This window comes from Bradyrhizobium sp. Pa8, assembly GCF_052588265.1.
The window spans coordinates 7,528,738-7,543,530 of record NZ_CP176767.1 but is presented as its reverse complement, the minus strand read 5'-3'; the positions used below and the strand labels follow the sequence as shown (position 1 = coordinate 7,543,530).

The window sequence follows — 14,793 nt, the reverse complement described above, 5'->3', positions numbered from 1 at the left end:
TCTCCCCCAAGAAATTGCCGCACCCGGCGCTGACTGACAGACACGGGTGAGATGCAATGCCTGCGAAGCCGCGTGCTCGCAGCTTTGGATTGGCTCTCGTCTCGGTTACGAGCAAGCCAGCCCCATCACTCAGCCAAATCTTTTGGAAATTGGAATCAAGGGCATCGCGAAATGCGTCCACGCAGCCTCTAATCGGGGTCGGCCGGTAGGCTGCTACTTACTAAGGAGCCCCCAATGAAGATAGGCAACGCAGTTTCCAGCGCATTTTCCCTAACGAGGTACGCCGGTAATCTTGGGATCGCCCGTTCCAGTCTTATCAAGTCGGCCCATCTCCTCGAAAGAATTGGGCTCGCAGCCGTTGGGGCCTCTTGCGGCCTCTATGTGGGTGCGACCCTGTTGCGTCAGAAAGGCGGGCTTTTTGAAAGCGGCTGGATCGTGCTGCTCACGATGCTCTACGGAGCTCTCAGCTATTATGTTGGAATTGATTTGTCCCGGTCTGTCGCTCGGAAGTCGATTTCGAGCACCTCGGAAGAATACAACGGCTCTGAGGTTGCTGAGATCATGAGTGCGACCGGGACGTTCGGCGCGGCGATTGCAGCAACTCTGTCCGTCAGTATCCTTGTCCTTGATCAAAGCCTGCCCAATGGGCTGATAGCCTTTCTCGCCGGCTGTTGGGTCGTTGGGTCTTCGCTTCAAGTTGCGGCGGGAACGATGGCGCGCAACTACGAAGTGCCCAAGAACGAGGAATGAAGTGTGCTCACGGAAAAACGTCTGCTTGGCGTCGTGATGTGGGCACCAGTGCCAGTGCTGACGTCAGATCTGAAGGCGAGTGGTTGACGGCTCATCGCAACTTCTGTCGTTCAACGCTGCGTGCAGACGATTTTTAGTAGCGCCGCCGTTTGCATCGAGCAATGTCCTTGCTTGGAAGCGGCATCGGTACCGAGCAACCTAAGTTATCGCGCAACAAACAAGACGTGCCATCATGGTAGCGTTGGGATATTGTCCCCGCGCCGTGGTCCAAAATTCTGCTAATTGCCAACCACACGATCGGTGGAGCCAATGCAGATCGCGGAGTGGCTCGAGAAGCTGGGGCTTGGACAATACGCAGAGCGTTTTGCCCAAAATGGCATCGACATGGGCGTCCTTCCCGAACTGATGGACGAAGACTTCGACAAGCTCGGAGTCCTGCTCGGCCATCGCCGTAAAATGCTGCGTGCGATTGCCGACCTCGATCCAGCCGCGTTGATCGCATCGCCGGCTCCTCATCACGACGCCGAGCGGCGTCACCTCACCGTTATGTTTTGCGATCTGGTCGGCTCGACTGCGCTCTCCGCGCGTCTCGATCCCGAGGATATGTGGGAAGTGATCCGGGCCTACCGCGCCGCTTGTGCGAGCGTCATCGCTGCTTATGACGGCAGGATCGCCAGGTTTGTCGGTGACGGAATACTGGTCTATTTCGGCTATCCTCGCGCCCACGAGGACGATGCGGAGCGCGCCGTGCGAGCGGGCCTCGACACCATCGCTGCGGTCGGGCGGCTCAAAACGGGCGCCACCGAACGGGTTGAACTGCGGATCGCTATCGCGACCGGGCTTGTGGTGGTCGGCGACCTCATCAGCGGCGATGCGTCGGAGGAGCACGCAACGGTCGGCGATACACCAAACCTTGCTGCCAGGCTTCAGAGCCTGGCGGAACCGGGAGTGGTCGTCGTCGCCTCCTCGACGCGCCGGCTGCTTGGCGATCTCTTCACTTTTCGCAATCTCGGCCGCCGCGAGGTCAAGGGGATAGCCGAACCCATCGCTGTCTGGGCGGTCGAGGGGGCGGCCGCATCGGAAAGCCGCTTCGAGGCGGTCCGCGCGGCGCGTTCGATCGGCTTTGTCGGTCGCAAGGAGGAGATCGAATTCACGCTCTCGCGCCAGCGGTTGGCATGGCAGGGGCAGGGCCAGATGGTGTTGATCTCCGGCGAAGCAGGCATCGGCAAGTCGCGCATCGTCGCAACGCTGTCCGAAAACCCCGCGTTGGGGACGCACCGCCGGGTGCGATATCAGTGTTCGCCCTACCACACCAACAGCGCGCTTCATCCCTTTGTCGCGCAGTTGGAGCGCGCAGCCGGTATCCGCTCGCACGAGACGCCGGAGCAAAAGCTCGACAAGCTTGAGGCAATGCTGGCGCTTGGAACGCACCAGGTCGCCCGGGCGACACCGCTCATTGCGGCTCTCCTTTCGATTCCAACCGGCGACCATTACCCGCCGCTTGGTTTGAGCCCGGCGCAGCAGCGGCGACAGACATTTGCCTCGCTTCTCGATCAGCTCGAGGGGTTGGCGCGAGAGCAACCCCTGCTGGTGATCTGCGAGGATATGCATTGGGCCGATGCCACGACACTTGAACTGTTCGATCTCGGGGTCGACCGGATCAGGGGACTGCCGATACTCATGCTCATGACATCCCGGCCAGAGTTCGAGCCCTCCTGGTCGGGCCTCGCTAACGTCAGCCTGTTGCGGCTCGACCGGCTCGACCGGCAGGACACGCGTGCGCTGGTCGAGCAGGTGACCGTTGGCCGCCAGCTGCCGCGCGAGATGATGGAGCAGATCATCGACAAGACGGACGGCATCCCGCTATTCGTCGAGGAGCTGACCAAGATGGTGCTGGAGTCCGGACTGCTCGTCGAAGATTCCGGACGCTACCGCCTCGATAGTCCGCTCCCGCCGCTCGCTATTCCCGCGACGCTGCAGGATTCGCTGATGGCGCGGCTCGACCGGCTGGCTCCCGTCAAGGAGGTGGCGCAGATAGGCGCCGCCATCGGCCGCGACTTTTCATACGCGCTGCTAAGATATGTGACAGGACGCGATGATCTGACGCTGAGCGCTGCGCTGGGGCAACTCGAAGAGGCGGAACTGCTGGTGCGTCGCGGGACACCGCCCGACGCAAACTATAGCTTCAGGCACGCTCTCGTTCAGGAAGCGGCCTATGAAGGCCTGCTCAAGAGCAAACGGCAGGTGCTTCACAAGCGCATCGGCGATGTGCTGCGCGAGAAGTTTCCAGTCGTCGCCGAGACTGAGCCGGAAGTTCTGGCACACCACTTCACTGAGGCGGGGCTGAGCGAGATCGCCCTCGAATGGTGGCGCAAGGCGGGCCAGCAAGCGCTGAAGCGCTCGGCCTATTCCGAGGCGATCGCGCATCTCGGCAAGGCGATTGCGTCCGCCGATGAGGTGCCGGATGATCCCCGCCGGATGATGAGCAGGCTACATCTTCAAATCGCATACGGCCGTGCATTGCGAGGCAGCCTCGGCCACAGCGCTCCCGAAACGGTTGCCGCATGGACGCGTGCTCGACAGTTCGCTGCCGACACCGATGATCCCGTTGAACTCGCGCCGGTCCATTCGGGTCTCTTCAATGCTTGCCTGACCCACGGCGAACTCGCTCCGATGCGGGAGCTGGCGGATGCCATCAGGAGCGCCGCTGACCGACGACCGGACTCACCGGTGGCCGCCGTCGTTGCACATTGGACGGGCGGGGTTACCTGCTGGTTCGGCGGTGACTACTTGAACGCGAGGATGCGTCTCGAGCAGGCACTCGAGATCTATGCTGCCGAGCCGGATCCCGCGACGTTCAGGGCTTCGGCACTGGATCTCCCGTTCGTGATCATGAGGTTTCTTGCCCTGGTGCTTTGGCCGCTTGGCAAGATCGCGCGCGCACGCCGCCTCGCCGCCGAAGCGGTGGGTGCTTCGGGAGAAAAACGGGCGCTGTCCCAGGCCAACGCGCTGGTTCATCGCGCCGTGTTCGACGGACTATGCGGAGGCATGTTGCAGCAAACGGAGACGATCCTGGCGCTCGGTCTCGCGCGCGACCACACGATGCCGTTGTATGTGGCCGCCGGCACCTACCTGAATGGCCTCGCCAAGTGGCGTGCCGGCGACCAAATGACCGGACTGACGGAAATGCGTCGCGGCTGGACCTTGCTGCACGAGAATGACTGCTATCTCTGTGAGCCGTTTTGGGGGATGCATGTCGCCGTGGCGAACGCAGAGTCGGGCCAACTCGAAACCGGGCTGGAAATCTTGAGCGAATTGATCGCATGGTCCGGGCAATCCGGCCAGCATTGGCTTGATGCCGAGCTGCATCGCGCCCGCGGCGAGCTTTTGTCGCGTCGTGATCCTTCGGACGAATCCGGTGCCGAAGCTTCCCTCAAGCGAGCGCTTGAGATCGCACGACACCAGCAGACGAAGACTTTCGAGCTGCGCAGCGCCCTTGGACTTGCACGCCTGCACAAGAGAAATGGCCGAGCAGGCGGGGTATCCGAAGTGCTCGCTCCCGTGCTGGCCGAATTCGATGTGGAGCTAAATCTTTCTGAAGTCGTGGAAGCGAAAGAGCTGCTCGAGCAAGTGCATTAGGCACGTGCCGCTTTCCCCCAGTCCGGGGGCAGGGAATGACAGTCACGAATTCACGTGCACGAAATCCCGCAGCAGCGGATAGATCTCGTTGTTCCACCGCTTGCCCGAGAACACGCCGTAATGGCCGACGCCGGCCTGCATGTGGTGGACGCGGCGATAGGCGCGCACACCGGTGCAGAGATCTTGCGCGGCGAGCGTCTGGCCGATCGAGCAGATGTCGTCCTTCTCGCCCTCAACCGTCATCAGTCCCATGCGGCTGACGGCCTTGGTGTTCACGGGGCGGCCACGGTGCATCAACTTGCCTTGCGGCAACAGGTGCTCCTGGAACACGTCACGTACGGTCTCGATGTAGAACTCGGCCGGCAGGTCCATCACGGCGAAATATTCGTCGTAGAAGGTCTTGATGCTCGCGGCCTTCTCCTTCTCGCCCTTGGCGATATGGTTGGCGAGATCCATGTGCTGCTTGATGTGGCGCTCGAGATTCATCGAGACGAACGCCGTGAGCTGCACGAAGCCGGGATAGACCTTGCGGAGCGCGCCGCGGCATTGCACCGGCACGTAGTTGATCAGGTTCTGCTCGAACCAGTCGATCGGCCTGCTCTTGGCGAACTCGTTGACCCTGGTCGGCTGGATGCGCGTGTCGATCGGGCCTGCCATCAGCGTCAGCGTCGCAGGCCGCGAGGGGTGGTTGCCCTCGCACATGACCGCGGCGGCCGCGAGGGCCGAGACCGAGGGCTGGCAGATTGCGACCATATGCGGACGCGGGCCCAATTGGCCGAGGAAGTCGATGAGATGATCGGTGTAATCGTCGAGCCCGAAGCGGCCTTCGCGGCGGGGAATGTCGCGCGGATTGTGCCAGTCGGTGATGTAGACGTCGTGATCCTGCAGCAGCGTTTTCACGGTGCCGCGCAGCAGCGTGGCGAAATGGCCCGACATCGGCGCCACCAGCAGCATGCGCGGCTGCTCCGGCGCGCCGTCCTTCCTGAAGTGCAGCAGCGAGCCGAACGGCGTCGCGTAGGCGACCTCCTCGGTGACGCCGACCTCACGGTTGCCCACCATCACGCTGTCGATGCCGTAGGCCGGACGGTGATAGGTGAGGGTGGAGCGCGAGATCAGCTCCAGCGCGGCCGAGAGCCGGCCGACGACCTGATCCGATAGGCCCTGCGGCACCAGATTGAGGAATCTGAGCGCGGACGAAGCTCCCGCCCGCCACGGCGCGGTGAGGTCCATATGGTTCTGAAAGGCCTGATAATACATCGACATCATACTGAAACGCCCACCTTCCTGGGCTGTCATGCAATATCGAAGCCAAACGGGAGCCACACCGCCCTCGAAACTGGCACATCGCTTGCTCCTCTTTTGGCGGGAAGCACAGGTCATGAGCACTCCCGTGGGCCGGGCGGGGTGCAAGTCACAGGCGTAGGGAATGGGCCATATGGCGAAGGCGACACTGACCATCAGCAGCAAGAACTATTCGTCCTGGTCGCTGCGCGGCTGGCTGCTGACGAAATTTTCCGGGCTCGATTTCGAGGAGATCGTCACCGCGCCGGACGACGCGTCGGCGCGCGCTGAAATCCTGCTGCTGTCGTCGTCGATCCTGGTGCCTTGCCTGCGCCACGAGGGCGCCGTGGTCTGGGATACGCTGGCGATCGCCGAATATCTCAACGAGGCGATGCCGGATGCCGGTCTGTTGCCCGATGACCGCGTCCAGCGGGCGCATTGCCGCTCGATCTGCGGCGAAATCCATTCCGGCTTCACAACGCTACGCGCTTCGCTGCCGGTCAATCTGAAGGGGCACTTCCCCGGCTTCAAGATCTGGTCGCGCGCGCAGGCCGATATCGACCGCGTCTGGTCCATCTGGCGCGACTGCCTGGAGAAGTCCGGCGGTCCCTTTCTGTTCGGCGCGAGGCGCACCATGGCGGATGCGATGTATGCCCCCGTGGTGACGCGCTTCGTGACCTATGATGTCAAGCTCGAGCCGCTGCTGAAGGCCTATGCCGATACCATCATGGCCATGCCCGAGATGAAGGAATGGATCGCGGCGGCCAAGGATGAGCCGGCCGAGATCGAGGAGCTCGAGGTCGAATATTAGGCAGGCCTGGCGCCCGCCTGCCTGTTTTGGGAGCGAGGCCCAGGTCGCTGCATCCGACCGCCATGTCATTGAAGCCGTTAACTTTTAGCACCCGCGGCCGGCTCGGGCCGGCCCACATGCTGCGCAGATATTGTATACGCGTGCGGGCTTGTTGCGACATCTAGCCGTGAACAGCCGCGTACACGGCGTTTCGGCTGATTCGGACGTGATTCGTTCGGGCCGCGTTCCGTTAGTTAAGGCAGAGCGCGGCCCCGTTGCATTTTGAGACAGACGCCGCTCGTCAGGCGAAGCCCGAGTGCTTGGCGCGCGGCACGCGCCAGCCGATGACGGTGGCTTCCACCGGGACGCCAGCCGCGTCGTTCTGCCAGCGGCCCTCGACATAGCGGCAGGCGAACGGCAGCTGATACGTTCCGCTATGGTCCTCGCACAGCACTTCGACCGGCAGGCCCGGGGGCGGTTCTCCGGCGCCATCGAATTCCGCCAGACGTCTATCGCGCGTTGCCATTCCAAAAATCTCCCCTAATCAAAGTCGCGGAAAGAGCGCCCACTTCTTCCGCGCACGGTTCACCGCTCCCCGTCCAAGGGAACAAGCCAAGCTCAACGCGAGAATGCGGTACGAGTGTGGTAGCCTCCGGCGTCGGCGCGCAAAAAGCGCACATTGCCGTGATTGATTTGGACGAGGAACCTGTATGCTGCTTCGAGGCGCCGGCGTTTGTTTCGCGATGTTGTTGCTCGCCACGCTGGCGATTGCGCCGGTCCGCGCGCAAGACGTGCCCGGCATCGAGATCTGCACCGTCGAGAAGACCATGGAGCGGCGCACGAGCTGCCTCCAGAGCAACATCGACTTCCTGCAGAAGACGATCACCAAGCTGACGCTCGATCATCAGCAGAAGCTCGATGCCGCCAACCGCCAGATCGACGCGCTGAAGACGACTGTGGCCGGCCTGCAGAAGACGCTGGGCGATCTCCAGGCTGTGCAGGTGAAGATCGCCGAAGATCTGAAGAAGAAGCAGGACGCGCCGCCACCGAAGGACGCGGCGAAATAGCCGGCGCGGTCACGCCACGCGGTAGCGCTCCATCACGCCGCGATCGGGCTCATAGCCGAGCCCGGGCCCCGAGGGCACCGCGACGTGGCCGGTGGCATCGACATCGGCGCGGCCGCCCCACAGACACGCTTCGCGCTTCAGATAGAACATCTCGACCAACCCGTCATCGCGCGTCGCCAGCAGGTGCAATGTCGCCAGCAGGCCCGGACCGAAATACGGGGAGTGCGGGACGATCTTGACGCCGAGCTGATCGGCGAGTGCGGCGACCTTCAGGAATTCCGTGATGCCGCCGACCTTGGTCACCGACGGCTGGGCATGGCTCACCGCGCCTGCATTCATCATCTGGCGGAATTGATACTCCGTGCAGGCGTTCTCGCCGGCGGCGACGCCGAGCCCGCCCTTGCGGCGGACGTCGGCGAGCGCGGCAAAATCCTCCGGGGGCCAGACCGGCTCTTCCAGAAACATCGGCTGCGCGTCCTCGCACGCCTTCGCGAATGCGATCGCCTGCTCGCCTGTGAGCGGGCAGTTCATGTCGACCATCAGCGGGATGCCGGGCCCGATCGCCTCGCGCGCGGCAAACACCGCCGGCGTCGTGGTCTCGTGCAGCTTGATGGCGCCATAGCCGAGCGCGAGCGCCTTCTTGCATTCGCCGATGATGTTCTCAGGCGAGCCGATCCGCAGCAGGCTTGCGTAAGCGGGGATGTTCGAGCGCTTGCTTGCTCCGAGCAGGCGATGCAGCGGCGCGCCCTCGATCTTCGCGGCCAGGTCCCACAGCGCGATGTCGAGCCCGGAGATCGCGAACATGGTGATGCCGTAGCGGCCGAACAGATGCAGGTTGCGCTGGATCTGTTCCATCACCGCGGGAATGCCGGCGGCATCGGGAACCTTCAGCCCGCGGGCCTGCGGCGCGATCATCTCCTCGACGGCGCTTCGCGTGGTGCGCGGGGAGACATAGGCAAAGGCATCGCCCCAGCCGGTCAGTTCGGCGTCGGTCGTGACCTCGACCAGCACCATGTCGAGCGCGGAGATTGCGGACGCGCCCTGGCGAAAGCTCGCGACACCGGCGTCATAGGGGATGCGGATATGGTGCGCCCGCACATCGGTGATTTCCATGACGCGGTTCCTCTTTCTGGTGAGCGGTTGCAACGAGTGTAGCTGCGAATGCCAGGGCGTTGCCAGTGGCTATTCCGGGACTATTCTCATGCGAGGACAGCAATGCCGATCAAGCAAGGCGGTGGTCGTCAGCGCATCATCGCCAGGCTTCGAACGAGGGCCTTTGACGCATGAACCCAGCCCAGCGCGCGCTCTGGTATATCGAGAGCCATCTGGCCGAGCCGATGACGCTCGACGAGATTGCTGCGATATCTGGCGTGTCGCGGTTCCACATCGTGCGCGCGTTTGCCGCAGCCACTGGACTCCCGGTGATGCGCTACGTGCGCGCGCGGCGGTTGACGGAAGCGGCGCGCAGTCTTGCGAACGGCGCGCCGGACATCCTGTCGCTGGCGCTGGAGGCGGATTACAGCTCGCACGAAGCGTTCACCCGCGCGTTCCGCGACCAGTTTGACACCACACCCGAAGCGGTGCGGGCGGCAACGTGCCTCGACAAACTCAAGCTTCAGGAGCCGATCCTCATGGACTCCACCATGCTCGACCATCTCGTCCCGCCGCGTTTCGAAACCGCGAAGGCCTTCCTCGTCGCCGGCCCCGCCGAGCGCATCTCCTGCGACAACGGTGCTGCCATTCCGGGACTGTGGCACCGCTTCCATCAGGAAGTCGCCGACATTCCCGCGCGCATCGGCCAGGGAAAATCTCAAGTCGCCTATGGCGTCTGCTGCAACGGCGATGATTCCGGCAATTTCGACTACATCGCCGGCGTCGAGGTCGCTGATTTCTCCGACCTGCCGCGCGGCTTCGGTCGCATCCGCATTCCCGAGCAGCGCTACGCGGTGTTCATCCACACCGAGCACGTCGCCTCGATCCGCCGCACCGTCAACACGATCTGGAATCAGTGGCTGCCGGCGTCCGGCCTGAAGGCCGCGGATGCGCCGAACTTCGAGCGCTATGACGAGAAATTCGATCCCGCGACCGGCAATGGCGGCTTCGAGATTTGGATACCAGTGCGGGAGTAAGCACGATCGGGACCCGAAGGGCCGCGTTCGCGCAAAGTGCGCAGCGGTTTTCCGAAGAGATCATGCTCAAACAAGACCTAAGGCGCGATATGTCATCGCGCTTTACGTTGCAACGCTGGCATACCATCCCGCTTGCTTGGCAAGCCCCGGCGACTTTGTCATAACCGCAGGCAAATCTTGCGTGTGGGGCCCGTGCCGGACATCCCGTGCAAGCCATAACAAGCAGCCGGGAGGGTCCCCAAATGTCCACTGCAACGCCCAACGTTCGCGTTCTCGCCACCGACCTCGAATTTCCCGAAGGGCCGGTGGTGATGCCGGACGGCTCGGTCGTGCTGGTGGAAATTCGCGGCCAGCGCCTGACCCGAATCTATCCCGACGGCCGCAAGGAGGTCGTCGCCAAGGTGACAGGCGGCCCGAATGGCGCAGCCCTCGGCCCCGATGGCAAGATCTACATCTGCAACAATGGCGGCTTCTCCTGGATTCCGACCGGCAAGATGATCATGCCCGGCCCGCAGCCGGACGGCTATTTCGGCGGCTCGATCCAGCGCGTCGATCTGCAATCGGGCAAGGTCGAGACCGTCGTGACCAAATGCGGCGAGCACGATCTGCGCGGGCCGAACGACCTCGTCTTCGACAAGCACGGCGGCCTCTGGTTCTCCGATCTCGGCAAGCGCCGCGCCCGCGAGATGGATGTCGGCGGCATGTATTATCTCAAGCCCGGCATGACCGAGATCGTCGAGGTCGTGCACGGCGTGCTGCCGGCCAACGGCATCGGCCTATCGCCGGACGAGAACACCGTCTACATCGCGGAGACGCCGACGGGGCGGCTCTGGGCCTATGAGCTCTCCGCGCCCGGCACGCTCAAGCCGCGCGAGGTGATCTACCGCGGCGAGCGCGGCAAGCCGATCTGCGGCCTCGGCGGCTACCAGATGTTCGACTCGCTCGCGGTGGAGGCGAACGGCAATGTCTGCGTCGCCACCCTCGTCTCCGGCTGCATCTCGGTGATCGCGCCTGACGGTACCTTGGTCGAGCAGGTCCCGACCGGCGATCGCGTCACCACCAACATCGCTTTCGGCGGCCCCGAGCTTAAGACCGCCTACATCACGCTGTCGGGCAAGGGCGAACTGATCGCCATGGACTGGCCGCGCGGCGGTTTGCCGCTCAATTTCCTAAACAAGTAAACGGTGCTAGTGACCGTCATTGCGAGCGAAGCGAAGCAATCCAGGAATGCGTCCGCGGTGCCAGTCTGGATCGGTTCGTCGAGGAGCCTGTCATCCGGCCCGCCGAAGGCGGGACCGGGTGGCTCCTCGCAATGACAAAGGAGAGAGTCCCAAATGCCCTGGCCTGATCCCGTCACCCTGCGTGGACAGCACGCCCGTATCGAGCCGCTCTCGCATCAGCACCGCGAGGGGCTGACGGAGGCCGTCAAGGACGGCGAGCTGTCAAAACTCTGGTACACGGCGATCCCGCTGCCGGAGAACATGGGCAAGGAGATCGACCGCCGGCTGGCCTTGCAGACTGCGGGCTCGATGCTGCCGTTCACCGTATTCGATGCCGGCGGCAACATCGTGGGCATGACGACCTACATGAACATCGACGCCACGAATCGCCGCGTCGAGATTGGTTCGACCTGGTACGGCAAGGGAGCGCAGCGCGGGCCGCTCAACACGCAGTGCAAGCTGTTGCTGCTCCGGCACGCCTTCGAGACGCTGAACTGCATCGCGGTCGAATTCCGCACGCATTTCTTCAACCATCAGAGCCGCCGCGCCATCGAGCGCCTCGGGGCCAAGCAGGACGGCATTCTGCGCAGCCACCAGGTCACGCCGAACGGCACGCTGCGCGACACCGTGGTTTACAGCATCACCGCCGCCGAATGGCCGACGGTGCAGACGCATCTCGAATTTCAGCTCAACGACAAGCCGCGCTAGGAGCGGCCGAGGCACCATGGATAGATTTGATTATGTGATCGTCGGCGCGGGATCGGCGGGTTGTGTGCTCACCAGCCGGCTCAGCGAAGATCCGAACGTGAGCGTCTGCGTGCTCGAGGCGGGCCCGAGCGACTGGCATCCCTACATCCATCTGCCGGCGGGCTTCATCAAGACCTTCCACATGAAGAGCATCAACTGGGCTTACCAGCAGGAGCCGGGGCCCTACACCGGCGGGCGCAGCATCTATGCGCCGCGCGGCAAGACGCTCGGCGGTTCGTCCTCGATCAACGGCCACATCTACAATCGCGGCCAGCGGATGGATTTCGACACCTGGGCGCAGATGGGCAATCGCGGCTGGGGCTATGCCGACGTGCTGCCTTACTTCAAGCGGCTGGAGAAGCGGGTCGGCGAGGGCGAGGACACCTATCGCGGCCGCGACGGCAACCTCACCGTCACCACCATGGACTGGCGCGATCCGCTCTGCGAAGCCTTCATGGAAGGCGCGGTCTCGCTCGGCATTCCCCGCAACCCCGATTACAACGGCGCTAAGCAGGAGGGCGTTTCCTACTGCCAGCGCACCATCGACAAGGGCCTGCGCGTGTCCGGCTCGACCGCGTTCCTCAAGCCCGCGATGAAGCGACCCAACGTGCATGTGCACACCCATGCGCATGCGACCGAGATCATTTTCGAGGGCAAGCGTGCCGTCGGCGTGCGCTACACCAAGGGCGGCCGCGGCGGCACGCCGGTCGAGGTGCGCGCCAACAAGGAAGTGATCCTCTCCGGCGGCACCTATAATTCGCCGCAGCTGCTCCAGCTCTCGGGCATCGGCTCACCCGATCTGCTCGGCGCGCACGGCATCGCAGTGCGCCACGCGCTGCCCGTCGGCGAGGGCCTGCAGGACCACTATGCCCCGCGCACCGTGGCGCGCGTGAAGGACATCAAGACCATCAACGAGCTTCGCCGCGGCTTCTCGCTGTGGATCGAAGCGCTGAAATGGGCGACCGCGCGCCGCGGCCTGCTCTCGCTGTCGCCGACCATGGTCTATTGCTTCTGGCATTCCGGCGAGAGCGCGGACTCGTCCGACTTGCAACTCACCTTCACGCCGGCGAGCTACAAGGAAGGCGTGCAGGGCCAGCTCGAGGACGAGCCCGGCATGACGGTGGCCTCCTGGCAGCAACGCCCGGAGAGCCGCGGCTACGTCCGCATCCGCTCCAGCGATCCGTTCGCGCCGCCGATCATCCAGACCAACTATCTCGACGCCGAGCTCGACCGCCGCGTCATCGTCGGCGGCATGAAGCTCGCACGCAGGCTTTTGAAGAGCGCGCCGCTGTCGCCCTATTACGCCTACGAGGATTTCCCGGGCCCGAATATCAACACCGACGACGAGTTTTTGGCCGCCGCCACGGAGCGTGGCACCACCACCTTCCACCCCGGCTGCACCTGCCGCATGGGCCCGGCGGATTCCACCTGGGCGGTGGTCGACGACCAGCTCCGCGTCCACGGCCTGGAGGGCCTCCGCGTGATCGATGCGTCGGTGATGCCGCGCATGATCTCGGCGAACCTGAACGCATCCACCATGATGATCGCCGACCGCGCCTCGGACCTCATCCGCGGCAAGGCGCCGATCGAAGCCGCGCGTATTCCGGATGCGGCGGTGGCGTGAGAGCACACGGCCGCGTAGGGTGGGTTAGCGAAGCGTAACCCACCGCTTCTCTTGACGCGGAAACAAAAGAGGTGGGTTACGCTGACGCTAACCCACCCTACGAGCTGCTTCGCTGCTCTCGCAATGACGGTGGGAAGGCAGGCTCGCGCTACACCCTCTCTGTCATCGCCCGGCTTGACCGGGCGATCCAGTATTCCAGAGGCAATTGTGATTGAACTGAGAGGCTGCGGCGTACTGGATGCCCCGGTCAAGCCGGGGCATGACACCAGTGGTGGGGCTGCAGCGGAGCGCTATCGCGCGACTGCGTGCCTCACACTTCCCTTCTGCTCAAGAACGCCAGCCGCTCGAACAGGTGCACGTCCTGCTCGTTCTTGAGCAGCGCGCCGTGCAGCGGCGGGATCAGTTTGCGCGGGTCGCGCTCGCGCAGTTGCTCGACGCTCATGTCCTCGTTGAGCAGCAGCTTGAGCCAGTCGAGTAGCTCGGAGGTCGAGGGCTTCTTCTTCAGGCCGGGGACTTCGCGCACTTCGAAGAAGATGCGCAATGCCTCTTCCACCAGGCGCTTCTTGATGCCGGGGAAGTGGACGTCGACGATGCGGCCCATCGTGTCGGCGTCGGGGAACTTGATGTAGTGGAAGAAGCAGCGGCGCAGGAAGGCGTCCGGCAGCTCCTTCTCGTTGTTGGAGGTGATCATCATGATCGGGCGCTGCTTGGCCTTGATCGTCTCGCCGGTCTCGTAGACATGGAATTCCATGCGGTCGAGCTCGAGCAAGAGGTCGTTCGGAAACTCGATGTCGGCCTTGTCGATCTCGTCGATCAAGAGCACCGGGCGCTGCTCGGCGGTGAAGGCGTCCCACAGCTTGCCGCGCTTGATGTAGTTCCTGATGTCGGACACGCGGGCATCGCCGAGCTGGCTGTCGCGCAGGCGCGACACCGCGTCGTATTCGTAGAGGCCCTGCTGCGCCTTGGTGGTGGACTTGATGTGCCAGGTCAAAAGCGGCGCGTTCAGCGCCTTCGCCACTTCCTCCGCCAGCACGGTCTTGCCGGTGCCGGGCTCGCCCTTGATGAGCAGCGGGCGCTCAAGCACGATCGAGGCATTGACGGCAACCTTGAGATCGTCGGTCGCAACATAGTCCTTGGTGCCGGTAAATTTCATTGCGTGTCCTTAGGTAATCGTCGGCGCGGGGCGCTAGCTAGCCCCTGTCGCGACATGGGAACGGCCGCACGTGGCGGCCGTTCCTGGTTCGGTCAGGCTTTCAGACCCGTTTTATCAGCGAAAGGATGACGAGCACAATCACCGCGCCGATGGTGGCATCCACGATGGCGCCGACCGTGCCGGTGGCCAGCGCAATATGCAGTTGCGGCAGCACCCAGCTCGCCACCAGCGCGCCGATGATGCCGACGACCATGTTGCCGATCAGCCCAAATCCCGCCCCATGGACAATCTTGCCGGCAAGCCAGCCGGCGATCGCGCCAATGATGAGCGCTGCGAGAATTCCCATTGCAAACGTCCCCAAAACAACCCCGTGAGACGGTCAATTCTAGAGCA

Annotated in this window: 13 protein-coding genes; 8 read left to right on the top strand and 5 right to left on the bottom strand. The window is 63.6% G+C overall.

The genetic code is table 11. The features are described 5' to 3' along the window. Positions 1-234 precede the first annotated feature (234 nt). Both ACKWRH_RS35815 and ACKWRH_RS35810 read left to right on the top strand, forming a co-directional pair. Positions 235-750: a hypothetical protein gene (locus ACKWRH_RS35815; protein WP_445217367.1), complete on the top strand. Its 516-nt coding sequence runs from the start codon at positions 235-237 to the stop codon at positions 748-750. Positions 751-1,059: 309 nt separating this feature from the next. Continuing rightward, positions 1,060-4,389: an adenylate/guanylate cyclase domain-containing protein gene (locus ACKWRH_RS35810; RefSeq protein ID WP_445217366.1), complete on the top strand. Its 3,330-nt coding sequence runs from the start codon at positions 1,060-1,062 to the stop codon at positions 4,387-4,389. Between the two features lie 42 nt (positions 4,390-4,431). Here the strand turns inward: ACKWRH_RS35810 and ACKWRH_RS35805 are convergent, their stop codons facing one another. Next, positions 4,432-5,655 (bottom strand): polyhydroxyalkanoate depolymerase, encoded by a 1,224-nt coding sequence (locus ACKWRH_RS35805; protein WP_445222535.1) that lies wholly within the window; start codon positions 5,653-5,655, stop codon positions 4,432-4,434. 169 nt (positions 5,656-5,824) lie between these two features. Here ACKWRH_RS35805 and ACKWRH_RS35800 point away from each other — a divergent pair, with 169 nt between their 5' ends. Beyond that, a complete protein-coding gene (locus ACKWRH_RS35800) occupies positions 5,825-6,481 on the top strand; it encodes a glutathione S-transferase family protein (RefSeq protein WP_445217365.1) in 657 nt (218 codons plus the stop codon). A gap of 280 nt (positions 6,482-6,761) precedes the next feature. Here the strand turns inward: ACKWRH_RS35800 and ACKWRH_RS35795 are convergent, their stop codons facing one another. After that, positions 6,762-6,986, bottom strand: a complete 225-nt coding sequence (locus tag ACKWRH_RS35795; protein ID WP_041953164.1) for a hypothetical protein — start codon at positions 6,984-6,986, stop codon at positions 6,762-6,764. 184 nt (positions 6,987-7,170) lie between these two features. Here ACKWRH_RS35795 and ACKWRH_RS35790 point away from each other — a divergent pair, with 184 nt between their 5' ends. Next, positions 7,171-7,527 carry a hypothetical protein gene (locus ACKWRH_RS35790; RefSeq protein WP_445217364.1) on the top strand — a complete coding sequence of 119 codons (357 nt, stop codon included), beginning with the start codon at positions 7,171-7,173 and terminating at the stop codon, positions 7,525-7,527. 9 nt (positions 7,528-7,536) lie between these two features. Here ACKWRH_RS35790 and ACKWRH_RS35785 read toward each other — a convergent pair whose 3' ends face one another. Further along, positions 7,537-8,640 (bottom strand): mandelate racemase/muconate lactonizing enzyme family protein, encoded by a 1,104-nt coding sequence (locus tag ACKWRH_RS35785; RefSeq protein ID WP_445217363.1) that lies wholly within the window; start codon positions 8,638-8,640, stop codon positions 7,537-7,539. A gap of 170 nt (positions 8,641-8,810) precedes the next feature. On the opposite strand from ACKWRH_RS35785, the gene ACKWRH_RS35780 reads away from it, so the two are divergent. The 4 genes from ACKWRH_RS35780 to ACKWRH_RS35765 all read left to right on the top strand — a co-directional run bounded on the left by ACKWRH_RS35780 (position 8,811) and on the right by ACKWRH_RS35765 (position 13,247). Beyond that, complete coding sequence (locus ACKWRH_RS35780; RefSeq protein WP_445217362.1) at positions 8,811-9,656, top strand: GyrI-like domain-containing protein; 846 nt, start codon at positions 8,811-8,813, stop codon at positions 9,654-9,656. Between the two features lie 242 nt (positions 9,657-9,898). Continuing rightward, a complete protein-coding gene (locus ACKWRH_RS35775) occupies positions 9,899-10,837 on the top strand; it encodes an SMP-30/gluconolactonase/LRE family protein (RefSeq protein ID WP_445217361.1) in 939 nt (312 codons plus the stop codon). Between the two features lie 153 nt (positions 10,838-10,990). Continuing rightward, on the top strand, positions 10,991-11,584 hold the full coding sequence (locus ACKWRH_RS35770; protein WP_445217360.1) for a GNAT family N-acetyltransferase: 594 nt from the start codon (positions 10,991-10,993) through the stop codon (positions 11,582-11,584). 16 nt (positions 11,585-11,600) lie between these two features. After that, positions 11,601-13,247, top strand: a complete 1,647-nt coding sequence (locus ACKWRH_RS35765; RefSeq protein WP_445217359.1) for a GMC family oxidoreductase — start codon at positions 11,601-11,603, stop codon at positions 13,245-13,247. Between the two features lie 310 nt (positions 13,248-13,557). On the opposite strand, the gene ACKWRH_RS35760 is transcribed toward ACKWRH_RS35765, so the two are convergent. Together ACKWRH_RS35760 and ACKWRH_RS35755 are read right to left on the bottom strand one after the other, a co-directional pair. Continuing rightward, positions 13,558-14,400, bottom strand: coding sequence for an AAA family ATPase (locus ACKWRH_RS35760; RefSeq protein WP_063981465.1), 843 nt, complete (start codon positions 14,398-14,400; stop codon positions 13,558-13,560). 100 nt (positions 14,401-14,500) lie between these two features. After that, a complete protein-coding gene (locus ACKWRH_RS35755; protein WP_063981466.1) occupies positions 14,501-14,746 on the bottom strand; it encodes a GlsB/YeaQ/YmgE family stress response membrane protein in 246 nt (81 codons plus the stop codon). Positions 14,747-14,793 lie beyond the last annotated feature (47 nt).